A 25,361-nucleotide genomic window follows, 5' to 3' on the forward strand; every position below is an offset into this window, starting at 1 on the left:
AGCCGGGTTCCACCATGGACCTGCGTGCGGAAGGCCTGACGGTGAGGCATGGCGCGCGCACCGTGCTCGCGGAGGTGGCGTGCGTGCTGACTCCGGGCACGCAGGCGGTGGTGCTGGGCCGCTCGGGCTCGGGCAAGACGACGCTGCTGAAGGCCTTCGCGGGGCTGTCGCCCGCGTTCAGCGGACGCGTCCTGTGGGATGGCCAGGACGTGGCGGGCCTGTCCGCCGCCGAGCGCCGCGCGCGGCAGGCCTCGTTCGGCATGGTGTTCCAGACGGACGCGCTGTTCGACTCGCTGACGGTGCGGCAGAACGTCCTCTTCCCGCTCACGCGTCGGCGCGTGCCCCAGGACGAGGCGCGGGCGCGCGCGGACGAGGTGCTCGCCGCCGTGGGCCTCACGGAGGCGGCGGACACGCTGCCGGAGCGGCTGTCCGGAGGCATGAAGAAGCGCGCGGGGCTGGCGCGGGCGCTGGCGGCGCGTCCGTCAGTGCTGCTCGCGGATGACCCCTTCGCGGGGTTGGACCCGGGCACGGCGCGGCAGGTGGCGCGGGTGCTGCTGGAGGTCTCGCGCGGCGGCACGCTGCTGGTCGCCGCGCCCGAGGCGCCGGTGGACCTCCCCCTGCCCCGCTGGCTCTACCTGCGAGGCGGGCGGTTGATATACGACGGGGCACCCGCGCCGGAGCTGGAGCGCGAACAGGACGAGGTGCTCCCGTGAGCCCATCGCCGCGCGTCGAGAGCCCCGGACTGAGGACCGTGCGTGGCGCGGGCGCGGTGGGGCTGGAGGCGGTGCGCGGCGCGGGAGCGCTGGCCCTCGTCGCGGCGCGCACGGTGCTGGGACTGCCGCGGCTGGAGCGGCGCGAGCTGGCGCGGGCGCTGGTGCAGTTCGGCTACGACTCGCTGCCCCTGGCCCTGGCCACCGCGGCGCTGGCGGGCGTCATCGTCGTGCTGCAGTCGGGGCTCTACATCCAGCGCTTCGGGGCGCGGGCGTTCCTCGGGTGGGCCGCGGGCTACGGGGTGCTGTGGGAGTTCGGTCCGCTGCTCTTGGGGCTCATCATGTCCGCGCGCATCGGCGCGAGGAACGCGGCGGAGCTGGCCACCATGCAGGTGGGGGGACAGATCGAGGGCCTGCGCGGCATCGGGCTGGACCCCTTCGCCATCCTCGTCGCGCCGCGCGTGGTGGCGATGGAGCTGAGCATGCTCGCGATGAGCACCTTCACGTTCCTGGTGGCCATCCTGTTCGAGGCCCTGGCCGCGCTGCTCACCCTGGACCTGCCGCTGCGGACGTTCTTCGGGACCTTCGCGCACATGCTGAGCTCGCTGGACATCCTGGGCGGCGTGCTGAAGACGGGGGCCTTCGGCCTGGCCATCTCGCTGGTGTCCACGGCGGTGGGACTGTCCGCGCGGGGAGGCGCCCAGGCGGTGGGACGCGCGGCGGCGAGCGCGGTGGTGCGCGGGTGCGCGGCCATCTTCCTGCTCGACTTCGTGCTCACGCTCGTGCTCGCCGGGTGGATGACATGAACCGGGTGCTGCGCTTCTTCGGCGCGCCGGTGGTGCTGTTCGCGCGCACGACGCGGGCGGGGCTGCGCGAGGGCGTGTCCTGGCGCGAGTCGCTGGTGCAGCTCCACGAGCTGGGAGGGCGCAGCGTGTGGCTGGTGATGACCGGCATGGCGTTCTTCGGGGCGGTGCTGGTGACCATCGCCAACAGCCAGGCGCGGCGCTTCGTGGGCAACGTGGCCGTGCTGGGGCCCGCGTACTTCGAGCTGCTGATTCGCGAGCTGGGGCCGGTGGTGTCCGCGCTCTTGACGGCGTCCCGCGCCGGGGCGAGCCACGCGGCGGAGCTGTCCACCATGAGCGTCAACGAGCAGGTGGAGGCGCTGGAGATGTCCGCGGGAGACCCCTACTCCGACCTGGTGGCGCCTCGCGTGGTGGCGGGCGTGCTGGGCGTGCCGCTGCTCAGCCTGTTGGGGACGGTGGCCGCGACCCTGTCCGCCGCGGCGGTGGCGGGGCTCGTGTTCGGCGTGGATGGCCGGGCCTTCATGGACCCGCGCTATGTGGATGGCTGGGACCTGCTCGCCGCGGGGCTGAAGGCCGTGGCGTGCGGGCTGTACATCCCGCTGGCGGCGGCCGTCGCGGGCCTGGGCGCGCGAGGAGGCGCGGAGGCCGTGGGCGAGGCGACCACCGACGGCGTCGTCGCCGCGAGCCTGGGGTGTCTGTTGATCGACCTGGCCGTGTCCCTCGCCTTCCACCTCGTGCGCCTGTGATCGCGGACGACGCCCCTCCGGACACGCTGCGCTTCACGGACGTGCGCGTCGCGTTCGAGGGTGGGCGGCGCGTGCTGGACGGCGTGACGGCGGAGGTGTCCACGCGGGAGCTGACCTTCATCGCGGGCGCGAGCGGCTCGGGCAAGAGCGTGCTGTGTCGGATGGCGGTGGGCCTGCTGCGGCCGGACTCGGGCAGCGTGGAGCTGTGGGGCGAGCGCGTGGACACGCGGCCGGAGCGGGAGCTGGTGAAGCTGCGGCGTCGGGCGCCATACCTGGTCCAGGGCCCCGCCCTGCTCGACTGGCGCACGCTTCGAGAGAACGTGTGGCTGGCGGACCCGGAGGCCCCCGCCGAGGCCGTGGAGTCCGCGTTGGAGCAGGTGGGGCTCTTGGAGTGGGCGGACCGGATGCCGCCCGAGCTGGGGCCCGGCGCGAAGAAGCGGACCGCCATCGCGCGGGCGCTGGTGCTCTCACCGCGCTACCTGCTGCTCGATGAGCCCACCACGGGGCTGGACCGGCGCGCGGCGACGCAGGTGGAAGAGGTCATGGCCTCGCTGAAGGCGCGAGGGCTGGGCGGTCTGGTGGTGACGCATGACTATCGCCAGCTGCGGGGGCTGGCGGACCGGGTGTTGGTGGTGGCCCAGGGGAAGTGCGCGTACCTGGGGCCGCCCGAGGGTTTCCTGGAGTCCTCCGCGCCGGAGCTTCGCGTGCTGACGGCGCCGTTCATGGAGGGTGCGACGGATGGATGAGCGACGGTTGGAATTGAAGGTGGGCGCCCTGGTGCTGGCGGCGGTGATGGGCGTGCTGGTGTTGCTGTGGTTGATGGGCGAGCTGTCGCTCGGCTCCAGCACGGTGCTGCCGGTGGACTTCGGCCACACGGGCAACGTGGTGGAGGGGGCGCCGGTGAAGCTGGGCGGCGTGCAGGTGGGGCGCGTGCAGGCCATCCGGCTGATGCCGGAGCGTCGGGATGCCCAGGGCCGTCCCCTGCCCGTCCGGATGGAGCTGGCGGTGTCGCCGGAGTCGCTCGGCGCGCTGCGCTCGGATGCGCGGGTGACGGTGGCGACGGTGGGCCTGCTGGGCGAGCCCTACCTGGAGCTGAACCCGGGCACGCAGTCGAGCGCGCTGCCCGCGGGCCAGGCCGTGCGCGGCACGGATGCGCCCCGGCTGGACCTGCTGGCGGAGAAGCTCTCGCGCTTCATCGAGATGTTCTCCGAGATGCTGGAGAAGGACCCGGAGGCGGTGACGGGGCTGGTGGCGAACATCTCGCGGCTGACGCGGACGCTGGACGAGGTGCTGACGGAGAACCGGGGTGACGTGAAGGTGCTGGCCTCCGAGCTGGCGGCGGCGTCGAAGGACCTGCGCCAGCTCTCACAGCTCGCGCGCGAGGCGCTCCAGCCGGGAGGCAAGGCGGCGAGGCTGCTCGACGACGCGGCGGCGACGGCGGCGGTGCTCAGGGGCGAGCTGCCCGGGCTGACAAAGTCCGCGGGCACGACGCTGGATGGGCTCGCGGCCCTCACCGGCTCCCTGGGGCCCGAGGACGGGCAGCGCGTGAAGCTGGCGCTGGAGAAGCTCACGGCCGCGGCGGGACAGCTCGACAGCATCGCGGCCCGCGCGGACCGGGTGCTGGCCAGGATTGAAGCTGGGGAAGGCACGGCGGGTGCGGTCCTGCAGGATCCCACGCTGTATGACGAGCTCAGAACGCTCGTCACGGATCTGCGCAAGCACCCGTGGAAGATCCTCTGGAAGGACTGACGTGACGCCTTGCCGTGACACGGCGAGAGGGCCCCGGTAGGAACCCAGACCATGTCTCGAAGCTATGAGGACCTGGAGGCGGAAGCCGCGAGCGTTTCGGTGGAGGGCTGGGACTTCTCCTGGCTCGACGGACGCGCGACCGAGCAGCGGCCCTCCTGGGGTTACCCCGACGATGCACGCGCGGAGGCCGAGGCCGCGGGCCTCGACGTCATCGACCTGCGCCTGGAGCATCTTCGCACCGTCATGCCCTGAGTCTTGGCACGCGACAAACCAGACTCCTTGACCGAGGCAATCACTCTCGTCCGGCGCACGACTTCGCGAGGTGGCAGTCTTCCCCTGTCCGACGTGGCCTCCGGAGTTCCTGCTCCCTCGTTCCAGTGACGCCAACCGGGCCGGTTCCCGGCATGATGGGGCCGTGGGCGCCCGGGAGCCGAACGTCGGTGAAGGCGCGTCCCACGTCCGTCCCGGGAATCGCGCGCGCCATGTTCCGACGTCTGGTGGTCGTCTTCGATGCAGGCTCCGAGTCCGAGCACGTCCTCCACGCGGTGCGGCGGCTGACGTCCGATCCCGAGGCCGTCTACCTGTACGGGCTGGCTCCCGAGCGCAGCGAGTTGGAGGCACCTCCGCCCACCAGCCTCACCGTGCTGGACCGGCTCCGGCGCACGCTCCAGGACTGGAGCCCCGCCATCCAGGTCACCGGCGCACTGGAGACCCATCTCGACATCAGCGACCTGGTCCAGGTCTCGCGCCGACATGGCGCCGGGCTCGTCGTGCTCGGCCCCCTGCTGGACACGTCTCCCAGGGCCCGGGTGGGCGCGATGCTGCGGCTCGTCCTCCGGGAGCACCTGCCCGTGCTCTCCCTGGGGCGCGCGCCGGACACGGCCAGCACCGAGCCCTCACGCATGGCCCTGGCCATCGCGCCCGATGGCCGGGGACTCGGAGCCGTGGCCAGCTTCCTGTCCCACTGCGCCCAGCCCTCGGAGCTCATCGCGCTCACCACGGGCCTGGCGCCGGAGCAGACCGGAGAGCTCCAGGCGCTCTCGAAGGCGCTGGGCATCACCCAGACGCTGCTCGTCGAGTCCCTCACCGCGAACGCCGCCGGCAGCCGTGCCGAGGCCTTCGACGACGTCGCCCTGCGCTCGGGCGCGGGACTGCTCGTCGTCCCCGCCGACTCCCTCGCGGACCTGGAGGCCCTGTACGTCGGGATGACGGGCGCCCGCGCGCTCCAGGAGGCACGCGTCCCCACCCTCCTCCTGCCGCGTACCCAGACGGGGCTGACGCTCTTCGAGGACCACCACGCCGTCTCCGATTCGCTGGTGGCTCCCGGCCTGGCCCCGCGCTTCGCCGTCGAGCGCGTCGGCCTCCTGTCGAGCGGCAGCCTCCTGGAGCCGGGCCTCGTGACGGTGTTCGCGAATGGCGCCGCGCTCGGCGAGGTCCGTCACCAGGGAGGCACCGCCATCCTCGACGCCGCGTGGCTCGGGCACCTGCGCGGGCTGCATCCCCTGGCGTTCTCCTTCTCGGACACCTCCGCCTCGCGGGAGCTGGTGCCCGGCTACGTGCTCGCCCCGGACAAGCCGCTGCTGCTGGTCGACAGCCTCGTCGAGGAGGACACGCTGCTCGCCGTCCGCGAGCTCGCCGAGGACCGGTGCCACCTGGTCTTCGTGCGGATGCGGGACAGCGACTCGCTCGACGAACAGCGCGCGCGGCTGCGTGAGCACCTGCCCGGCCTCGCGTGGCCCCTGCTGCTCGACGCCAGCGCGTGGCTCGACGATGCCCGGGCGGACGACGTGCCCCGACAGGTCGATGGACAGCGACTCCTGCGCGTCGCCACCCGACTCGCCGCCGCGCACGTCCCCATCGCCGCGGTCATCACCCGCGACACCTACAAGCCCGTCCACCCCTCCATCCGCACCCTCAGCCCCGAGGAGTGCGAGGCCCTGCCTCGGAACACACCCCTGGAGCCGCTCCCCCTCCCGTCCGAGCAGGACGCCTGGGCCCGGGAGCTGACGCTCGCCGGATGCAGCCCGCGCACCGAGGGCCATCACATCGACTTCGATCTCGACAACGCCCAGGCCCGCGAGTCGGTCCTGGCCGCCATCGACGCCGCGCGAACCACCGTCCATTGGCAGTGCTACATCGTCGAGGACGACCCCATCACCGCCCGCATCACCGAGGCACTGAAGCGTGCCGCCCACCGAGGCGTCCGCGTGCGCTTCCTCGCCGACGCGCTCTACAGCGGCCACGACTCCTTCGGCGCGCTCAACCCCGCCCTCGTCGGCCTCTCCGAGACACTCAACGTCGAGGTGCGCGCGATTGCCCCGCTCGTCGGAGGCCCCAACCTGTACGAACTCAAGCAGCGCAACCACCGCAAGCTCACGCTCGTCGACTCCGCGCTCGCGTTCGTCTCGGGCCGGAATCTCGGCGCGCCGTACTACACGGGCTTCGACGAGGTGCCGCTGCGCCGGGATACACACTACCGCGACATCCCCTGGCTCGACTGCGGCGCGAGACTGGAAGGTCCGCTGGTCACCGACCTGGAGCGCGCGTTCCTCGCGGAGTGAACCCGCGCGGGCGGCGAGCCGTTTCCCCTGACGCCCTCCGCGCGGGCGGGGACGATGGCGGCCCGAATCGCCCTGCACGAGGGACTCAAGGACACGCACACCCTGGACACGCAGCTCGCGCTCATCCGCCATGCGCGCTCACGGCTGGTCCTGGTGAACACCTTCCCCCTGCTGCTCGAGATCCAGAACGCGCTCATCGCCGCCCTGGAGCGCGGTGTCCGCGTGGAGGTCCTCTTCGGCAGCGTGCGGCCCCACCACGGCGACGCGCGGACCTACTTCCCCGGGGGCGCGATTCGAGAGGTGGCGGACCGCTACGTCCGCAGCCGCCTGGACGCGGTCATCGCCGCGGGCGGCATCGCCCACGAGCTGGCGCTGCCCTCGCGACCAGGTTGGGAGCCGGAGCTGGAGCGCCTCTTCCCCCACGTCCACGCCAAGCTCCTCGTGTGCGACACCCGGGCCGCCGCGGTGGGCAGCGCCAACCTGGACGTCACCGCCGCCTACTGGGAGAGCGAGGCCCTGCTCGTCGTCGAGGACACCCCGTTCACCGAGCGGATGCTGGCGGCGCTCGAGGCCCTCTTCGCCACCTCGCGCCGCATCGACCGGGAAGACCCGCGGTGGCGCGAAGAGGTCGAACAGCGCGCCTGGGTCGGCCGCAACTGGCCCTCGCTCGTCGGCTGAGCCCCAACACCCGGTCAGCCGTCGCGAGCCCACCGCGTCGCTGCGCCGTCCGGCGCGCGGATGCGCCATGCTGGAGTCCCCCATGGCCCCGCCTCCCGACACCTTCTGCTTCGCCGCCGTGGGCGACGTGCACGGCCGGATGGACCGGATGGTGTCCACCCTCCAGTCCTGGGCGAAGAGCGCGAACCGGGAGCTGGCCTTCGTCCTCCAGGTCGGCGACTTCGAGCCGCACCGCGACGAGGCGGACCTGGCGACGATGGCCGCCCCCGCTCGCTACAAACAGCTGGGCGACTTCGCGCACTACCACCAGAAGCGCCGGCGCTTCCCCTGGCCCGTGTACTTCATCGGCGGCAACCACGAGCCCCACGGCTACCTGGACACGGCCCCCGAGGGCTTCCTGCTCACCTCCAACTGCCGCTACCTGGGCCGCGTCGGCGTCGTGGAGACCCGCGGCCTGCGCATCGCCGGCCTCTCCGGCATCCACGACGCCCCCGGCTTCCAGAAGCCCCACCCCGCCCTGTCCCTGCTCGGCACCGTCTCCAACAAGGACTATGCGTGCTTCAACGAGCAGGACATCGAGCAGGCCCTGGGGCTGGAGCGGGCGGACATCCTGCTCGTCCACGACTGGCCCTCCGGCCTGGTCGCCGCCGAGGACCGCCAGGACTTCGAGCACCAGCGCCGCAGCCCCCATGCGGACGCGGTGGGCAACGAGTACGCCCGACTGGTGGCCGAGGCGCTCCAGCCCCGGCTCGTGCTCTGCGGCCACCTGCACAAACGCTATCGCGGCACCTTGAAGTGGGCCTCCGGCGAGGAGTCCCCGGTCTGCTGTCTGGCGAGCGTGGAGCAGGGCGCGGAGGCCTTCGCCGTCTTCCAGGTCTCCCGGGGCGCCATCCAGGAGGTCACCCACCTGGGCACACTGCCTGTCCGCTGAGACCGACACGCACGCCTGGGCGATAGATGTGGGACAGAACGGCGATTCTTCGAGGCACGAGGGCGGAGGCCGGTGGTACAAGCCCCGCGTGACTTCCGCACCGCCGTCCTCGCCCCCCGACGCCACCTTCGAATCCCTGGGCCTCAAGCCCCAGCTCGTGGAGGCGCTCACCGCCCTCGGATACGAGGAGCCCACGCCCATCCAGAACGCCTCCCTGCCGCCGCTGCTCGCCGGCAAGGACCTGCTGGGCATCGCCGCCACCGGCACCGGCAAGACGGCGGCCTTCGCCCTCCCGCTGCTGCACCACCTGGTCCCGGGAGAGGCCGGCCCCCACGCCACCTCCGCGCTGGTGCTCGTGCCCACACGTGAATTGGCCATGCAGGTCTCCGAGGCCATCCACCGCTACGGCCAGAAGCTCGGCGCCACCGTGCTGCCCCTCTACGGCGGGCAGGTCATCGGCCAGCAGCTGCGCGTGCTCAAGCGGGGCGTGGACGTCGTCGTCGCCACCCCGGGCCGCGCGCTGGACCACCTGCGCCGGGGCACGCTGCAGCTCGACAACGTGCGCACCGTGGTGCTCGACGAGGCCGACGAGATGCTCGACATGGGCTTCGCCGACGACCTCGAGGCCATCCTGTCCGGCACGCCCGAGGACCGCCAGACGGCCCTCTTCTCCGCCACCCTCCCGCCGCGCATCGCCAGCATCGCCGAGCGCCACCTGCGCCAGCCGGTGCGCGTGCGCATCGCCAAGGAGAAGGTGGAGCCGGGCGAGCTGCCGCGCATCCGCCAGACGGCGTACATCGTCCCGCGCGCGTTCAAGATCGCCGCGCTCGGGCGCCTGCTCGACGTGGAGTCCCCCACCGCCGCCATCATCTTCTGCCGCACGCGCACGGAGGTGGATGACCTCACCGTGTCGCTCAACGGCCGGGGCTGGCGCGCGCACGCGCTCCACGGCGGCATGACGCAGGAGCAGCGGGACAGGGTCATCAAGCAGCTCAAGTCCCACGGCACGGACCTGCTCGTGGCCACGGACGTGGCGGCGCGCGGCCTGGACATCCCGCGCCTGTCCCACGTGGTGAACTTCGACGTGCCCAACGCCCCGGAAGCGTACGTGCACCGCATCGGCCGCACGGGCCGCGCCGGCCGCGAGGGCGTGGCCATCACCCTGGTGGAGCCGCGCGAGGCCCGGCTCGTGCGCAACATCGAGAAGGTCACCGGCCAGCGCATCCAGCTGGCCACCGTCCCCACCGTGGCCGACCTGCGCGCCAAGCGGCAGGAGCTCCTGCGCGCCACCCTGCGCGAGACGCTGGTGGCGGGCGGACAGGACTCGTTCCGGGGGCTGGTGGAGGACCTGGCCAGCGAGTACGAGCCGCTCGACATCGCCGCCGCCGCGGTGAAGCTGCTCCAGGACGCGCAGGACGAGGGCCGCGCGAAGGAGGAGGAGGACATCCCCGCCGTCGCGCCGAAGGAGGACCGCAAGGAGCGCCCCGGGCGTCCCGGTGCTCCCGCGGGCCGCTCCGGTCCTGGCCGTCCCGAGCGCGGGGGACCGCGCCGCGGAGGCCCGGCGCCCTCGTGGGACGTCACCCGCCTGTGGATCGGCGCGGGTCGTCAGGCTGGCATGCGCCCCGCGGACCTGGTGGGCGCCATCGCGGGTGAGGCGGGGCTGGACTCGTCGCAGATCGGCGCCATCCAGATTGGCGACGGCTTCTCGCTGGTGGAGGTGCCGGAGCCGGACGCCAACCGCGTCATCGCCGCGCTGAAGGCGGCGACGATTCGCGGCCGCAAGGTCATCGTCCGCAAGGACCGGGGCTGAGCGGAGGACCCGGGACGTCCGCGCTCAGGCGGAGGTCTCGGGTGTTCCCGACGGTGAGGCAACGGTGTCGCGCGGCTGGCGCTTCGCGAAGAAGCGCCGCCACGACAGGGCGAAGCCGGTCCACACGAGGAAGACGCCGCCCAGCGAGGCGATGGCCGCGATGAGCTGGCCGGGCCACCCGAGCGCCTCTCCGGTGTGGAGGAAGCGCAGCCAGGTGCGCAGCTTGCGGCCGCTGTTGAAGTCCGCGTAGCCCTCGCTCCTGGCGACCTCACCGGAGAAGGGATTCACGGAGACCTGGGTGGTCGCGAAGTAGGGCCAGCCCTCCTGCTTCAGGTTGAAGGTGACGGCGTCCACGGCGGCGTCGGGCTTGCCACCCTTCCCCTCTCGTGGCGGCGAAGGCACCCGATACGTGATGCTCGTCCAGGCGGGCGTCCGTGCCTCGACGACGCCCAGCATCGAGCCCAGGTCCTTGCGAGGGGCGTCCTCCGTCGGAGGCGTCACCTTCACGCCGGCCCCTCCCGGGCCCTGCTGCCCTGGAGGCGTGTTGCCCGTCAGCGTGTAGACGAAGTCGGACGCCCACTTGTACGAGATGACCATGCCCGACGCCGTGAGGACGATGAGCACGGGCAGCGTCCAGAAGCCGATGACGTTGTGCCAGTTGAAGTCGCGCGGCTTGCCCTTCAGGCCCCGCCGGAACCACAGCACCGGACGCACCGTCTTCAGCGTCCACTTGCGCGGCCACCAGAGGTACAGCCCGGAGAGGGCCAGGAACAGGAAGCCCGCGTTACACGCGCCGGTGATGGCCTTGCCCACGGGGCGATTGTCCCCGGCCATCGCGACCCAGCGGTGCCACTCCGTCATCACCTGGAAGAAGGCGCGCCAGCCCTTCGCGTCGCTCTCACGCACTTCGCCCGTGTAGGGGTTCACGAAGACGACGCCCGCGCGCCCCAGCGCCACCTGCACCGCCGTCGTCTCCGACGGGAACACGGTGATGCCCGACACCTGGGCGTCTGGCTTCGCCTCGCGCGCCTTCGCGACCAGCGCCTCCAGCGGCAAGCGCGGCGCGTCCGGCCCGGGAGCGGACACGGTGCGTGAGCCGGCCTCCGCCCACTCGAGGGTCTGACGTTCGAAGGCAATGGCCACGCCCGTCACCGACATGATGGCGACGACCAGCCCCACCACGAGTCCAACGACGAGGTGAATCCAGAAGAGCGTCTTGCGAAACGGGAGGACCATGGGCCGCGTCACTTCGCACGCGTACGCCCATTCCTTGGTAGCGTCAACGCACGGAGCGGCCCACTTCACAGCCGCGTGTAATTCCAGCTCACCGCGCGACCTCCGGAGTACGGCATCACGCCGTGAAACACGCGGGGGTCCTCGTCGAAGACGAGCGGCAGGAAGTGCCTGTCACCGTCCCACATGGGCAGCTTGGGAAGCTCGGTGAGGGGAACCCAGGACAGCGTGCCCTCGGCGTTGCGCTCCAGCGGGGTGCCCTCGAAGGCGTCGATGCGGAAGACGAAGCCGAGCCAGTCCTCGCCCTGCTTGCCGAAGCCGGGCCAGGAGAGCGTGCCGCGCAGGACCATGCGGGTGCACTCGATGCCGGCCTCCTCGCGAATCTCGCGGCGCATGCAGGCGGCCACGTCCTCGTCGCGCTCCATCTTCCCACCCAGGCCGTTGTATTTGCCCAGGTGCGCGTCCTCCGGCCTCGCGTTGCGATGGATGAGCAGCACGCGGCGCTGATCCGGCGACATCACGTAGCCCAGGGTGCCGATGATGGGTGAATAGGGCATGGCGCGCTCCTCATGACGCCGCGCGAGAAGAGCTCGCCCGGGCGGGGCGCTTCATAGCGGATCCGCCGACGGGCCACGGCCCGAGCCTGCGTCCGAGGGGGGCCCCTTGTTGGCACCCTGCCCCACCGCCCCTCTGACGGCCCCCTGCTCCTGCCCGTCTTTACGAGAGTCGACGCGACGCGTTAGCGTAGAGCCACACAGCGATGACCTCCCGCGTCAGGCGGGAAAGGGGAAGTTGATGACCGCGATCCTCCCCGGCCGGTACGGCCTCTATGAGCCCGAGACCGAACACGACGCCTGCGGGGTGGGCTTCGTGGCCCACCTGCGAGGTGAGCGCTCTCGAGGAATCGTCGAGGACGCGCTGGAGCTGCTCAACCGGCTGAGTCACCGGGCGGCGGCGGGGAAGGATCCACGGACGGGCGACGGCGCCGGCATCCTGGTGCAGCTGCCGCACCGCTTCTTCGAGCACGAGGCGCCGGACCTGGGCTTCGAGCTGCCCCCGCGTCGGCAGTACGGGGTGGCGCAGGTGTTCCTGCCCAAGGAGGTGGACGCGAGGGCCGCGTGTGAGGCGGCGCTCGAGGAGGTGGTGGCCGAGGAGGGCCAGCGCGTGCTGGGCTGGCGCGACGTGCCGGTGGCGCCCGAGCACCTGGGGCCGGTGGCGCTGGAGGCCGCGCCGGTCATCCGGCAGCTCTTCATCGCGCGGCGGCGCGTGGTGCCCAGCGCCTTCGAGCGCAAGCTCTACCGCATCCGCAAGCTGACGGAGAACCGCGTGCAGGCGCGCGGCGTGGACCCCAGGGGCCGCTTCCACATCGCCAGCCTCTCGTCGGAGACGCTCATCTACAAGGGCCTGCTGCTGCCCGCGGACCTGCCGCGCTTCTACCTGGACCTGCAGCACACGGAGTTCGTCAGCGCGCTGGGGCTGGTGCACTCGCGCTTCTCCACGAACACGTTCCCCACGTGGGAGCTGGCGCAGCCGTTCCGCTTCATCGCGCACAACGGCGAAATCAACACACTGCGTGGCAACCGCAACTGGATGACGGCGCGGCGCGGGCTGCTCCAGACGGCGCGGCTGGGAGGGAGCCTGGAGCCGCTGTGGCCCATCATCGTCCCGGGCAAGAGCGACTCGGCGCAGTTCGACAACATGGTGGAGCTGCTCTACCTGGGCGGGCGCACCCTGCCCCACGCGATGATGATGATGATTCCGGAGGCGTGGGAGGGCGACGCGCTGATGTCGGACGAGAAGCGCGCGTTCTACGAGTACTCCTCCGCGCTGCTGGAGCCGTGGGACGGGCCCGCGGCCATCGCCTTCACGGACGGGCAGCTCATCGGCGCGACGCTGGACCGCAACGGCCTGCGGCCCGCGCGCTACCTCGTCACGGAGGATGACCGCATCATCCTGGCCTCGGAGACGGGGGTCATCGACGTGCCCCCCGCGCAGGTGCGCCGCAAGGGGCGCCTGACGCCGGGCCGCATGCTGCTGGTGGACACCACCGAGGGCCGCATCCTCGAGGACGAGGAGGTGAAGCGGGACATCAGCACGCGCTGGCCGTACCGCAAATGGCTGGAGCGCAACGTCTTCACCTTCGACGACCTGCCCACCGTGGCCGCGCCGGAGCGGCTGCGCGGTGACGAGCTGACGCGGCTGCAGGGGGCGTTCGGTTACACGGTGGAGGACATCCGCACGGTGCTGACGCCCATGGCGGAGACGGGCAAGGAGCCCGTGGGCTCCATGGGCACGGACACGCCGCTCGCGGTGCTCAGCGACCAGGCCCCGAGCCTCTTCTCGTACTTCCACCAGCTCTTCGCGCAGGTGACCAACCCGCCCATCGATCCGCTGCGCGAGAAGCTGGTGATGACGCTGGCCACGGCGCTGGGCCCGGAGAGCAACACCTTCGAGGAGACGCCGGAGCAGTGCCACCGGCTGTCGCTGCCCGGCCCCATCCTCACCAACGGGCAGCTCGCGAGGCTCGCGAGCATCCGGGGCGAGGGCCTGTTCGAGACGCGGCGCCTGTCGCTGCTCTACCCGCTGGAGGGTGGCGAGGGCGCGCTGGAGGACGCGGTGGAGAAGCTGTGCGCCGCGGCGGTGGACGCCGTGGACGCGGGCGCGAGCATCCTGCTCTTGAGCGACCGGGGTGTGGACGTCACGCACGCGGCGATTCCCGCGCTCTTGGCCATGTCGGCGGTGCACCAGCGCCTGGTGCGTGACGGCATCCGCATGTACACGGGCCTGTTGCTGGAGACGGCGGAGGCGCGTGAGGTGCATCACTTCGCCTGCCTCTTCAGCTACGGCGCGGCGGCGGTGAATCCATACCTCGCGCTGGACACGGTGCGAGCGCTGGCGGACGCGGGCGAGCTGGGCGTGGACGCGGAGAAGGCGCAGGACCTCTACGTCCACGCGGTGGAGGAAGGGCTGATGAAGGTGATGTCCAAGATGGGCATCTCCACGCTCCAGTCCTACCGGGGTTCGCAGCTCTTCGAGGCGGTGGGGCTCGAGCGCGGGCTCATCGAGCGGCACTTCACCGGCACGTCCTCGCGCGTGGAGGGCGTGGGCCTGCCCGAGCTGGGGCGCGAGGTGGCGGAGCGGCATGCCCGGGGCTTCGAGCAGCCCGAGGGCGAGCTGCCCCTGGGAGGCCAGTACCGGTGGCGACGCCAGGGTGAGCGGCACAAGTGGAACCCGGCCACCATCGCGAAGCTCCAGGCGGCGGTGCGCGGCAACGACGCGGCGCTGTTCGCCGAGTACTCGCGACTGGCGGACGACGAGACGCGCGAGCACTGCAACCTGCGTGGGCTGTTGGAGGTCTCGACGGAGCGCTGTCGACCGGTGGCCCTCGATGAGGTCGAGTCGGCGCTGTCGCTCGCGCGTCGGTTCGTCACGGGCGCCATGTCGTTCGGCTCCATCAGCGCGGAGGCCCACGAGACCTTGGCCATCGCGATGAACCGGCTGGGTGGGCGCTCGAACAGTGGCGAGGGTGGCGAGGAGTCGCGTCGCTACACGCCGGACGACGACGGCAACCTGCGCCGCAGCGCCATCAAGCAGGTGGCGAGCGCGCGCTTCGGCGTCACCACCGAGTACCTGGTGAACGCGGACGAGCTGCAGATCAAGGTCGCCCAGGGCGCGAAGCCCGGAGAGGGCGGTCAGCTCCCGGGGCACAAGGTGGACGAGCGCATCGCGCGGGTGCGTTGGTCCACGCCGGGCGTGACGCTCATCTCCCCTCCCCCGCACCACGACATCTACTCCATCGAGGACCTGGCGCAGCTCATCTACGACCTCCAGTCCACGAACCCGTCGGCGCGGGTGAGCGTGAAGCTGGTGAGCGAGGTGGGCGTGGGCACCATCGCCGCGGGCGTGGCCAAGGCGGGCGCGGGCTGCGTCGTCGTCTCGGGCTACGAGGGCGGCACGGGCGCGTCCCCCATCTCGAGCATCCACCACGCGGGGCTGCCGTGGGAGCTGGGGTTGGCGGAGACGCAGCAGGTGCTGGTGCACAACGGCTTGCGCTCGCGCATCCGCGTGCAGGTGGATGGAGGCCTGCGCACCGCGCGCGACGTGCTGGTGGCCGCGCTCCTGGGCGCCGAGGAGTTCGGCATGGCCACCGCGAGCCTCGTGGCCGTGGGCTGCGTGATGCTGCGCAAGTGCCACCTCAACACGTGCTCGGCGGGCATCGCCACGCAGGACGGCGCGCTGCGCGAGCGCTTCCAGGGCAAGCCCGAGGACGTGGTGAACTTCTTCCTGCTCATCGCGGAGGACCTGCGCCGGAAGATGGCGGAGCTCGGGGCGCGGAGCCTGGAGGAGCTGGTGGGCCGGGTGGACCTCTTGCGCCAGCGCGCGGCGGTGGACCACTGGAAGGCGCGGCGGGTGGACCTGTCCGCGCTGCTGGCGGCTCCGGCCGCTCCGGCGAGCGAGCCTCGGCACTGCGTCGAGGCCCGGTCCAAGGATGTGTCGGACCACCTGGACCACGAGCTGCTGCGGGACGCGAAGGCCGTGCTGGAGGGCGGCCCGGCGATGCTGCTGACGCGGCCGGTGAGCAACACGCACCGCGCGGTGGGGACGATGCTCTCCGGCGAGATTGCGCGGAGGCATGGCGCGCGAGGGCTGCCGGATGGGCGGCTGCACGTGCGGCTGAAGGGCTCGGCGGGACAGAGCTTCGGTGCGTTCCTGGTGTCCGGCGTCACGTTGGAGCTGGAGGGCGACGCGAACGACTACGTGGGCAAGGGGCTGTCGGGTGGGCGCATCATCGTCTACCCGCACGCGTCGAGCCGGTTCGTGGCCGAGGAGAACGTGCTGGTGGGCAACACCGCGCTCTACGGCGCGACGGCGGGCGAGGTGTACCTGCGCGGGCTCGCGGGTGAGCGCTTCGCGGTGCGCAACAGCGGCGCGCAGGCGGTGGTGGAGGGCGTGGGAGACCACGGCTGCGAGTACATGACGGGCGGCGTGGTGGTGGTGCTGGGGCCCACGGGCCGCAACTTCGCGGCGGGCATGAGCGGCGGCACGGCGTACGTGTTGGACCGGGAGATGGCCTTCCGGCAGCGGTGCAACCTGGAGATGGTGGAGCTGGAGTCGTTGGTGGACGAGTCGGAGATCTGGCTCGTGCACGGGATGATCGAGCGGCACCTGCGGCATACACACAGCTCGCTGGCGCGGCGGGTGCTCGACAACTGGGAGCTGATGGTGCCCCGGTTCGTGAAGGTGATGCCGACGGACTACAAGCGCGTGCTGCAGGCGCGGCGCGCGGCGAAGAAGCCCCCGGAGACCTCTGTGGGTGCGCAGCTCCAACACGTCGTGGGCGGGAGGGGCTGAGCGATGGGCAAGCCGACCGGATTCACTGAGTGGAGCCGCGTCCACGCGCCGAAGCGGGACAAGCAGGAGCGGCTCGGGGACTACCGCGAGTTCACGCTGCCGCTCGCGGCCGAGGAGGCGAAGCGACAGGCTGGACGCTGCATGGACTGTGGTGTCCCCTTCTGTCACCAGGGGTGTCCCCTGGGGAACCTCATCCCGGACTTCAACGAGGCCGTGTACCGGGGCCGCTGGCGCGAGGCGTATGAGCTGCTGAGCCGCACCAACGGGTTCCCGGAGATGACGGGGCGGCTGTGCCCCGCGCCATGCGAGGCGGCGTGTGTGCTCGCCATCGACCGGGACGCGGTGACGATCGAGCAGATGGAGAAGGAGATCTCCGAGCGGGCGTTCGCGGAGGGCTGGGTGAAGCCTCGGCCTCCGCAGCGGAGGACTGGGCGCACGGTGGGCGTGGTGGGCTCGGGGCCCGCGGGCCTGGCGGCGGCGGCGCAGCTCAACGCGGCCGGACACACCGTCACGGTGTACGAGCGAGATGCGCACGTCGGCGGGCTGCTGCGCTACGGCATCCCGGACTTCAAGCTGGAGAAGTCCGTGGTGGAGCGTCGGATTGCATTGATGGAGGCGGAGGGCGTGGTGTTCCGCACGGGCGTGGACGTGGGGGGCTCGGTGAGCTTCCGCGAGCTGCGCGGGCGGCATGACGCGCTGCTGCTGGCGATGGGGGCGCGAAGGGCGCGAGAGCTGGAGGTGGAGGGGCGCGAGCTGTCCGGGGTGGTACAGGCGATGGAGTACCTGGCGCACCAGAACCGGCTCGTGGGTGGGCACGGCGAGGCGCAGGCGCGGCTGGATGCGTCGGGGAGGAACGTGGTGATCCTGGGCGGTGGTGACACGGGCTCGGACTGTCTGGGCACGGCGCTGCGCCAGGGCGCGAAGAGCGTGCGGCAGGTGGAGCTGTTCCCCGCGCCACCTGTGATTCGCTCGGCGGAGAACCCGTGGCCCCGGTGGCCGGTGGTGTTCCGGACGTCGTCGAGTCAGGAGGAAGGCGGCGAGCGCGCGTTCGCGATGATGACGAAGCGGCTGGAGGGAACGGAGGGGAAGCTGGAGAGACTGCACGCGGTGAAGGTGGAGGTGCAGCGCTCCGTGGGTGGAGGGGCGAGGCTCGTGGAGGTGCCGGGCTCGGAGACGACGCTCGAGGTGGATCTGTTGATCCTCGCGATGGGGTTCACGGGGCCGGAGACCACGGGGCTCGAGGAGCTGGGCGTGGCGATTTCGCCGAGAGGCACGGTGCAGGTGGACTCACGCTTCGCCACGTCGGCGGAGGGTGTCTACGGCGCGGGTGACGCGAGCCGAGGAGCCAGCCTCATCGTCTGGGCGTTGTCAGACGGACGGGAGGCCGCGAAGTCCATCGACGCGTACCTGTCTGGCGGTGTCTCCGTGTTGCCGACGCGCGGCGCGGACAGTCCGTTCTGAGCAGGTTGGGCACATAGATAACCGAGGTCGTCACGGCTCGAAGGTCTGCAGGTCCAGCCCACCTGCGACGAGCTCGGCCACAGTGACGCGCTGGTCCAGCCTTTCGACCGGACAGCCCCACAGCGCGACGATGGCGCGGTCCAGCTTGCGAGCCAGTGCGTTCGCGGACCGCGCATGGGCGGCCAGTTCCTCGGCCACTCCTGCGGCCAGGGGCTGAAGCTCCTCTGGCATCCGCGAGCGGTCGAAGGTCAACTGATACGGGTCCCCGGCAATCGCTCCCGAGCCGACCTCAGGCAAACCCAACATCCGACTGCGCATCCACCAGGAGCGACCCAAGGCATCATCCCAATCGGGCTCGACGACGACGCCGAGCGCCCGAAGCAGCTCGGGCCCCGAGGTCAGTTCCTGAATCGCTCGCCGCTGCGGCAGCGCCCCGAGGCCAAATCGCTCGAACAACACGTCTCCCAGCGAGCGATACCACCCCGCGAGCTCCTCGTGCTGGCCCGCATGCATCCAGGCCAGCGCCGAGCCGATTGTGACGAGGTCCGCGGGCTCCAGTACCTCCGACTCGAAGAGGTACCGGTAGTCCCGGGGAACGAAGGGCGTCAGCGAGGCCGTGAGCGAATCAGGGATGAGAGACATATCCGGCCCCGCCCTGCGAAGGGCAACAGGTGTCTGCTACTCCAGCACCCGCTCCAACCTCATGTCGTCGACCCACAAGACCCAGTCCGGTCCCGGGCCGCTGCGTGAACGCTCGATACACACCATCGCCGTGGCGTCACCACTCTTCTCCACGACGAAGGTCCGGGTCATGACCTGCCAGGACGTATCGACGCCCTCACCCACTGAGGAGAAGTACAGATCAGCCCAGCCCAAATCTGGCATCTTCGACTCCAACCGAATGAAGTTGCCGTTCGAATAATCCTCTGGGAGCGAGGGGTCCGGCCGGCCGAACGCCTCTCGCATGTAGCGGAACGAGAGGCGGTAGCGAGCTCCCTGAACGAGGAGCTTCCCAGGGATGCGCTGCTTGATCCCATCGAAAATGTTCGAGAAGTTGCCCGTGCCGCGCACGGATCGTGTTCCCGAATAGGCCCGCTCATCACTCACGACCCATTGCTGGTCCGGGCCCAGCGTGAACCCCGTGGGCGTCGAGCCGACAGCGAACTCCTCGAAGTCGCCTCCCTGCACCAGGTTCACATTGGGCATCGGCAGACGCTTGATGTTGCTGCCCGCCAGTCGCCCGAAGTCATTCATCACGAAGAGCCGGTAGAAGAAGACGTCGCCGGGACGCACGTCCTCGTCCACGAACTCCGTCTCTCCCGGCACCATGCCCACGTACACCAGCGTGCCCGTGGCCTCATCGAGCGCGGCGCTCTTCGCCCGGTACAGCTTGTACTCACGGAAGTCCGCGCCCGAGTACGGGTTCCACGACAGCCGGACGGTGCCGGCATCGACGACCACGGGCTCCTGGAGGCGCGTGGGCCGCGGCAACCGCAGCTCCGCCGTGACGTCCACCTCCGCCATGAAGCGCTGCTCGTTGAGCGCCCCATCCTCCGCCTGATAACGCGCGGTGATCTCGTGTCGACCCGAGGGAGCGCTCAGCTTGAAGCGCCCATCCGCGTCCGTCTCCGTGCTCGCGCTCGGCGATTCGGTCAGGTACACGAGCGCGCCCTGCACGGGCTGCCCTTCCTGCGTCACCCGGCCCACGAGCCCATCACTCGTCCCACCGCAGGCCAATACCACCACGGCACACGCCACCATCCCGACTAGCTTCAATCGCATTGTGTCCTCGACTCCGGCCCTGGCTGGATTGTCTAGCACCAGTCCCCGCACCAAGACCACTGGACGCGAATGGGACTGACAGTCTTTGCGCGCCAACACTCCCCACCCCTGCTCTCTCGTCAAACAGACACTTCCCCTCCCCAGGGGGTGGCTTCACGCGCGCCTGGAACAAGCCACCTTTGTGCGCCCCATCGCATCGGTGCCCACCATGGACCCGCGGCTCCTCCGCTCCTCGCTGTACTTGCTGCTGCTGCTCACGGGCCTGTGCTGCGGGGACCAGGATGCACCATCCCAGTCGACCCAAGGCCTCGCCGGGGCGCCTGAAGTCCAGGACGCACCCTACCCCGTGGATGACCTGGCCGGAGGTCGCCTCAGCTCCAACCCGCACGCGCTGACCGACGTCGGCGGCCTCCTCTTCTTCGTCGCCACGGATCGCTCCCGAGGCACCGAACTCTTCAAGAGCGACGGCACCGACCAGGGCACCCTGCTCGTCAAGGACCTCCGCCCGGGCCGCCTCGGCTCACACCCTCGCGAGCTCACCGCCCTGGGCAACACCCTCTTCTTCGTCGCCGACGACGGCACCCACGGCGAGGAGTTGTGGCGCAGCGACGGCAAGGCCTCCACCACGCGCCTCGTCACGGACCTGGTGCCCGGCGCAGGGAGTTCCAGCCCCCAGGCCCTCACCGTGTTCGAGGACTCGCTCTACTTCCTCGCCACGCAGACCACGTCCCGCACCGAGCTCTGGCGCACCGATGGAACCACCTCTGGCACGCGCCTCATCAAGGATCTCGACAAGCACTCCGAGGACGCTATCCCCTCGCACCTCACCCCGTCGAACGGCCACCTCTTCTTCTTCATGGGCAACACCCTGTGGCGCAGCGATGGCTCGCCCCGAGGCACCCACGCCGTCCGAAGCCTCGACGCCCCACCTGGAATCATCCTCCGCCCCAGCTCGCTCACCGACGTGGCCGGACAGCTCTTCTTCTTCGTGCGCCACGAACGCGAGGACGACCTCCCTTCGCAGCCTCCGCGCCTCTCGCTCTGGACCAGCGACGGCACCACGAACGGTACGAAGCACGTCGCGGACCTCTCACTCCCCATCGTCAATGCCTCACCACGAGCCATCGCCGCGGGCACCCTCTTCTATTTCGTCGCCCATGCGCCCACGCACGGCGACGAGCTGTGGCGCAGCGACGGCACACCTCAGGGCACGTTCCTCGTGCGCGACATCGCCCCCGGTCCCGGAAGCGCCAACCCTCGCGAGCTCACCGCCCTGGAGGGACGTCTCTACTTCTCCGCGTGGTCTCCCGAGCACGGCGACGAGCTGTGGCGCAGCGACGGCACCACCGAAGGCACCGTCCTCCTCAAGGACATCACCCCAGGCCCCGAGGGCTCGGCGCTCGCGTTCCTCCGCGCGACCCACGGCCGGCTGTACTTCTCCGCCCGTGAGCCAGGGAAGGGCCACGAGCCGTGGACCAGCAATGGCTCAGGACGCGGCACCTCGCGCCTGGAGGACCTCGCCCCCGGCGCCTACTCCTCCTCCGCCCGCGACTTCACCGTCAGCGGCCGGCGCGTCTTCTTCACCGCGAACACCCGGGCCACCGGCGCGGAACTCTGGGCAAGAGACCTGGGCTATGACTTCCGAGTCCTCTCCCGACGCCTCTCCCGCGCCAGCGACGACGAGGACTCGCGCCTGAGCACCTCCGCTCCCGCGCGCCTCATCCAGGACATCCGCCCCGGCACGGGCGGCCCCGAACCCCACGCCTGGGTGACCCGCGCGGGCAACCTCTACTTCGACGCCAACGACGGCAGCGTGGGCCAGGAACCCTGGCGCACCGACGGCACCGCCGAGGGCACCACGCTCATCAAGGACCTCCGCCCCGGCCCGCTCTCCTCCGAGCCCTCCGGCTTCGTCGTCCTCGGCCCCTGGGTCCTCTTCTTCGCCGATGACGGCGTGCACGGCCGCGAGCTGTGGCGCACCGACGGCACCGCCGAGGGCACCACCCTCATCAAGGACCTCCGCCCCGGCCTCGGGAGCAGTCAGGGCGCGGGCACCCCCGTGGTGATGAACGGCGTCGCGTACTTCAACGCCCGCGACGCGCTCCATGGCGAGGAGCTCTGGCGCACCGATGGAACCCCGCAGGGCACCGTGCTCGTGAGGGACCTCGCCCCGGGTGTCGACAACAGCTCCCCGCGTCACCTCACGCCGTTGGGCTCGCGCCTCTTCTTCACCGCCGACCTCCCCGACCTGGGCTGGGAGCTGTGCGTCAGCGATGGCACCGAGACAGGCACCCGGCTCGTCAAGGACATCCGCCCCGGGCCCGCGGGCTCCTTCCCCTCATCGCTCACCGTGCGCGGCCAGCGCATCGTCTTCGCCGCGAACGATGGACGCCAGGGAGAGGAGCCCTGGGTCAGCGACGGCACCGCGCCCGGCACCTATATCCTCCGAGACCTCTGGCCCGGCCCCGAGGGCTCGTCCCCCGCCTCCTTCACCGCGACGGGAGATCGCGTCTACTTCGCCGCCACCGAGCCCACCGTCGGCCGCGAGCCCTGGTCCACCGACGCCACCCGCCCCGGCACCGCGCTCGTGTTCGACGTGCGCCCCGGTCCCTCCGGCTCCTACCCCCAGGACTTCACGCTCCTGGGCCCCAGCGTCCTCTTCAGCGCGGAGGACGGAGTCCACGGACGAGAGCCCTGGCGCGCCGACAAGGCGGTTCCGCGCGCCGCCCTCGTGAAGGACCTGAACCCGGGCCCCCAGGGCTCCGAGCCGCGCTGGATGACCTCGGTCGGCGCGCTCGCCCTCTTCCACGCCGACGACGGCCGCAACGGCCCCGAGCTCTGGGAGTCCAACGGCACCACGGCGGGCACCCTCCTGCGCCAGGAGCTGGCGCCGGGCCCGACAGGCTCGCTCCCCTACGTGTTCACGCCCACGAACACGCAGACCTTCTTCCTCGCGGACGACGGCGCCCAGGGCATCGAGTGGTGGGTCCTGCGGCTCCCCGCCTCGCGCGAGCGGGAGTGAATCCCCACCCCGCAGGGCCTCTCCGGGCTCGCCGGGAATAGATATTTCTCCCAACCGTTGCCCCAGTGTTCACCCTATCCTCATTTCTTTTTCCCCGGAGTCATCGCCATGAGCAGCGAGCAGTCCCTCATCGTGACTGAGACCGACCTGGACCGTCTGCGCCAGGTCATCGACCACCATGGAGGGGGCCGCACGGCCGAGCTCGTGGAGATGCTCGAGTCGGAGCTGGGCCGGGCCCACGTCGTCAGCTCCGAGACGGTGCCCCCCAGCGTGGTGACGATGAACAGCACCGTGCTCTTCGAGGACGAGCAGACCGGCGAGCAGCGCCAGGTGACGCTCGTCTACCCGAAGGACGCGCGCAGCGACGAGGGCCGCATCTCCGTGCTGGCGCCCATCGGCAGCGCGCTCATCGGCCTGTCCGTGGGCCAGTCCATCGTCTGGCCGCTGCCGAACGGCCGCACCAAGCGGCTGCGCATCGTCGCCGTGCCGTACCAGCCCGAGGCCGCGGGCCACTACCACCTCTGAGGGCCCTTGAGGCGCCCGTCCCGTCCGTCGAGAGGGACGGGCGTCGACGATTCCTTCAGCGCAGCCCCACCCGCTTCGCCAGCTCCTGCGCCAGCGAGCGCAGCTCCTCGACACCCGGCGCCGCGGGGCTCGTGTCGAACACCACCTCGTAGCCCAACCCCGCCTGATTGATGGACTCCGAGCGCGGAATGCGCGCCCGCAGCACCGGCACCGTCGAGTCCTTCAGCGCCTCCTCCATCGCCCCGTTCGTCGCCGGAGTGCGCCGGTCCCACAGGTTCACCACCGCCACCAGCTCGCCGCCCTGCGCCTCGCGCACGTCGCGCCACGCGGCCTCAATCTCTCCCAGTCCCTGAAGCGCGAACGCGCCCGTGGGCACCGGCGCCACCACCAGGTCCGCGAACGCCAGCACCGCCTCCGTGTACGCGCCGATGCTCGGCGGCGTGTCGACCAGGATGAGGTCCGGCGTCCAGCTCAGCGTCTTGAGCGCCCGTGGAATCGCCTGCAGCCGGTGACCCCACTGGAACAGCTCGCGCTCCAGGGCCGCCATGCGCGGCGCCGCTGGCGCGATGAAGAGCGTGGGACGCTTCGGTGACGCCACCACCACGTCGTCCAGCCGGTACTTCGGCCGCGGCCCCAGCGCCTCCGCGAGGCACGGCCCCTCACGGCTCTCCAACCCCAGCACCAGCGACGCGTGCGCCTGCGGGTCCAGGTCCAGCACGAGCACCCGCCGGCCCGCGTCCGCCAGCGCCGAGGCCACGTGCGCGCAGAGCGTGGTCTTCCCCACGCCGCCCTTGATGGTGCAGAACGCAATCAACGCCATGGGCCCGTCCTATACCGGATCTCCCACGCCGCCACCGGCCTCCCGGCGCACCCCTCCGACGCCCCGGCACCTCCCAGAACACCCATGAATTCCGGACGCTCCGGAATGGTACGGCCGCACCATCCAGGGGCGCTCCACAATGGTGCAACGCCCCGGAATGTCAGACCTCCCGCCAATAATTCCAGCCACTTGGCCATGGCATCCCACGTGCTGAAGCACGGGGCATCAGGGCGTCCTCCCGAGGAGGCCCGCCAGCTTGAGGAGGCACATCATGGATATCCGGTTCCACGGCGTTCGCGGCAGCATCGCGGTTTCTGGCTCACGCATCGGCGGCAACACGGCCTGCGTGGAGGTGACGAGCCAGGGCCACCGGCTGATCCTCGACGCGGGCACGGGCCTGCGCGCGCTGGGCGAGTCGATGATGCGCGAGCCGATGCCACACGACGTGACGATGTTCTTCTCGCACCTGCATTGGGATCACGTGCAGGGCTTCCCCTTCTTCACGCCGGCGTACCTGCCCACGTCGCGGCTGACGATGTACGGCCCCGGGGCCAATGGCGCGCAGGCGCTCCAGTCGGAGCTGGCGGCGCAGATGCAGCCGCCGCACTTCCCGGTGCCGCTGAGCACCATGCGCTCGAAGATGGACTTCCTGTCCGCGCTGCACGCGAGGACGGTGGAGGTGGGCCCGTTCAAGGTGACGCCCATCGACGTGCCGCACCCGCAGGGGTGCCTGGCGTACCGCGTGGAGGCGGACGGGCACTCGTTCGTCTACGCCACGGACGTGGAGCTGCGGCTGGAGGACCTGTCGCCGGAGGTGGCGCGGCTGTTCGAGGGCGCGGACGTGCTGTGTCTGGACGCGCAGTACACGCCCGACGAGTACGACGGGAGGAAGGGCATCCCGAAGAAGGGCTGGGGCCACTCGACGATGATGGACGCGGCGGGCGTGGCGAAGACGGTGGGCGCGCGGCGGCTGTGCCTGTTCCACCATGACCCGGCGCACTCGGACGAGGTGCTGGAGGACATGGCCGAGCAGGCGCGGGAGCTGTTCCCGGTGTGCGAGCCGGCGCGCGAGGGCCAACGACTGGTGCTGGGCCGCGCGGCCTGAGAGGTGGGCCGGACGATGCCACACGGATGCTATGGTGACGCTTCGGCCTTCATCCTCCCGCCCCTGCCCACCA

General features: G+C 71.1%; 20 protein-coding genes. 15 read left to right on the forward strand and 5 right to left on the reverse strand.

Translation table 11 applies throughout. The features are described 5' to 3' along the window. Window positions 1-14 precede the first annotated feature (14 nt). The 10 genes from FL311_RS06605 to FL311_RS06650 all read left to right on the forward strand — a co-directional run bounded on the left by FL311_RS06605 (window position 15) and on the right by FL311_RS06650 (window position 9,988). Window positions 15-713, forward strand: coding sequence for an ABC transporter ATP-binding protein (locus tag FL311_RS06605; protein WP_141324090.1), 699 nt, complete (start codon window positions 15-17; stop codon window positions 711-713). Then, window positions 710-1,516 carry an ABC transporter permease gene (locus FL311_RS06610; protein WP_228556710.1) on the forward strand — a complete coding sequence of 269 codons (807 nt, stop codon included), beginning with the start codon at window positions 710-712 and terminating at the stop codon, window positions 1,514-1,516. Before FL311_RS06605 ends, FL311_RS06610 begins: the two co-directional genes overlap by 4 nt. Continuing rightward, a complete protein-coding gene (locus FL311_RS06615; RefSeq protein ID WP_141324091.1) occupies window positions 1,513-2,259 on the forward strand; it encodes an ABC transporter permease in 747 nt (248 codons plus the stop codon). Before FL311_RS06610 ends, FL311_RS06615 begins: the two co-directional genes overlap by 4 nt. Further along, complete coding sequence (locus FL311_RS06620; RefSeq protein ID WP_141324108.1) at window positions 2,259-3,005, forward strand: ATP-binding cassette domain-containing protein; 747 nt, start codon at window positions 2,259-2,261, stop codon at window positions 3,003-3,005. Before FL311_RS06615 ends, FL311_RS06620 begins: the two co-directional genes overlap by 1 nt. Then, a complete protein-coding gene (locus tag FL311_RS06625; protein WP_046713709.1) occupies window positions 2,998-4,008 on the forward strand; it encodes an MlaD family protein in 1,011 nt (336 codons plus the stop codon). Before FL311_RS06620 ends, FL311_RS06625 begins: the two co-directional genes overlap by 8 nt. Before the next feature lie 51 nt (window positions 4,009-4,059). After that, on the forward strand, window positions 4,060-4,260 hold the full coding sequence (locus FL311_RS44930; protein WP_228556712.1) for a hypothetical protein: 201 nt from the start codon (window positions 4,060-4,062) through the stop codon (window positions 4,258-4,260). Between the two features lie 230 nt (window positions 4,261-4,490). Continuing rightward, window positions 4,491-6,569, forward strand: a complete 2,079-nt coding sequence (locus FL311_RS06635) for a phospholipase D-like domain-containing protein (protein ID WP_141324092.1) — start codon at window positions 4,491-4,493, stop codon at window positions 6,567-6,569. A 54-nt stretch (window positions 6,570-6,623) separates the two neighbouring features. After that, window positions 6,624-7,247 (forward strand): phosphatidylserine/phosphatidylglycerophosphate/cardiolipin synthase family protein, encoded by a 624-nt coding sequence (locus tag FL311_RS06640; RefSeq protein WP_141324093.1) that lies wholly within the window; start codon window positions 6,624-6,626, stop codon window positions 7,245-7,247. Window positions 7,248-7,329: 82 nt separating this feature from the next. Continuing rightward, window positions 7,330-8,178, forward strand: a complete 849-nt coding sequence (locus FL311_RS06645) for a metallophosphoesterase (protein ID WP_141324094.1) — start codon at window positions 7,330-7,332, stop codon at window positions 8,176-8,178. Between the two features lie 88 nt (window positions 8,179-8,266). After that, window positions 8,267-9,988 (forward strand): DEAD/DEAH box helicase, encoded by a 1,722-nt coding sequence (locus FL311_RS06650; RefSeq protein WP_141324095.1) that lies wholly within the window; start codon window positions 8,267-8,269, stop codon window positions 9,986-9,988. A 24-nt stretch (window positions 9,989-10,012) separates the two neighbouring features. Here the strand turns inward: FL311_RS06650 and FL311_RS06655 are convergent, their stop codons facing one another. Continuing rightward, the gene (locus tag FL311_RS06655; RefSeq protein WP_141324096.1) at window positions 10,013-11,224 is read right to left on the reverse strand and encodes a PepSY domain-containing protein; all 1,212 of its coding nucleotides are present in this window, start codon (window positions 11,222-11,224) and stop codon (window positions 10,013-10,015) included. 65 nt (window positions 11,225-11,289) lie between these two features. Beyond that, window positions 11,290-11,778 carry an 8-oxo-dGTP diphosphatase gene (locus FL311_RS06660; RefSeq protein WP_141324097.1) on the reverse strand — a complete coding sequence of 163 codons (489 nt, stop codon included), beginning with the start codon at window positions 11,776-11,778 and terminating at the stop codon, window positions 11,290-11,292. A 238-nt stretch (window positions 11,779-12,016) separates the two neighbouring features. On the opposite strand from FL311_RS06660, the gene gltB reads away from it, so the two are divergent. Beyond that, entirely contained in the window at window positions 12,017-16,573 is a 4,557-nt protein-coding gene (gene gltB, locus FL311_RS06665) for a glutamate synthase large subunit (protein ID WP_141324098.1), read from the forward strand. 3 nt (window positions 16,574-16,576) lie between these two features. Further along, window positions 16,577-18,034, forward strand: a complete 1,458-nt coding sequence (locus tag FL311_RS06670; protein WP_141324099.1) for a glutamate synthase subunit beta — start codon at window positions 16,577-16,579, stop codon at window positions 18,032-18,034. 30 nt (window positions 18,035-18,064) lie between these two features. Here FL311_RS06670 and FL311_RS06675 read toward each other — a convergent pair whose 3' ends face one another. Together FL311_RS06675 and FL311_RS06680 are read right to left on the reverse strand one after the other, a co-directional pair. After that, window positions 18,065-18,676, reverse strand: a complete 612-nt coding sequence (locus tag FL311_RS06675; protein ID WP_141324100.1) for a hypothetical protein — start codon at window positions 18,674-18,676, stop codon at window positions 18,065-18,067. A 36-nt stretch (window positions 18,677-18,712) separates the two neighbouring features. Then, on the reverse strand, window positions 18,713-19,816 hold the full coding sequence (locus FL311_RS06680) for a carboxypeptidase-like regulatory domain-containing protein (protein ID WP_141324101.1): 1,104 nt from the start codon (window positions 19,814-19,816) through the stop codon (window positions 18,713-18,715). Between the two features lie 208 nt (window positions 19,817-20,024). Here FL311_RS06680 and FL311_RS06685 point away from each other — a divergent pair, with 208 nt between their 5' ends. Together FL311_RS06685 and rnk are read left to right on the forward strand one after the other, a co-directional pair. Further along, on the forward strand, window positions 20,025-22,838 hold the full coding sequence (locus FL311_RS06685; protein WP_141324102.1) for an ELWxxDGT repeat protein: 2,814 nt from the start codon (window positions 20,025-20,027) through the stop codon (window positions 22,836-22,838). 108 nt (window positions 22,839-22,946) lie between these two features. Further along, entirely contained in the window at window positions 22,947-23,363 is a 417-nt protein-coding gene (rnk, locus tag FL311_RS06690; protein ID WP_141324103.1) for a nucleoside diphosphate kinase regulator, read from the forward strand. Between the two features lie 55 nt (window positions 23,364-23,418). Here rnk and FL311_RS06695 read toward each other — a convergent pair whose 3' ends face one another. Further along, window positions 23,419-24,183 (reverse strand): ParA family protein, encoded by a 765-nt coding sequence (locus tag FL311_RS06695; protein WP_194869089.1) that lies wholly within the window; start codon window positions 24,181-24,183, stop codon window positions 23,419-23,421. A 271-nt stretch (window positions 24,184-24,454) separates the two neighbouring features. On the opposite strand from FL311_RS06695, the gene FL311_RS06700 reads away from it, so the two are divergent. Beyond that, entirely contained in the window at window positions 24,455-25,288 is an 834-nt protein-coding gene (locus FL311_RS06700) for an MBL fold metallo-hydrolase (protein ID WP_141324104.1), read from the forward strand. Window positions 25,289-25,361 lie beyond the last annotated feature (73 nt).

Origin of the sequence: Myxococcus sp. AB025B (assembly GCF_006518215.1) — a bacterium.
In the GTDB taxonomy this organism is placed as follows: Bacteria; Myxococcota; Myxococcia; order Myxococcales; family Myxococcaceae; genus Myxococcus; species Myxococcus fulvus.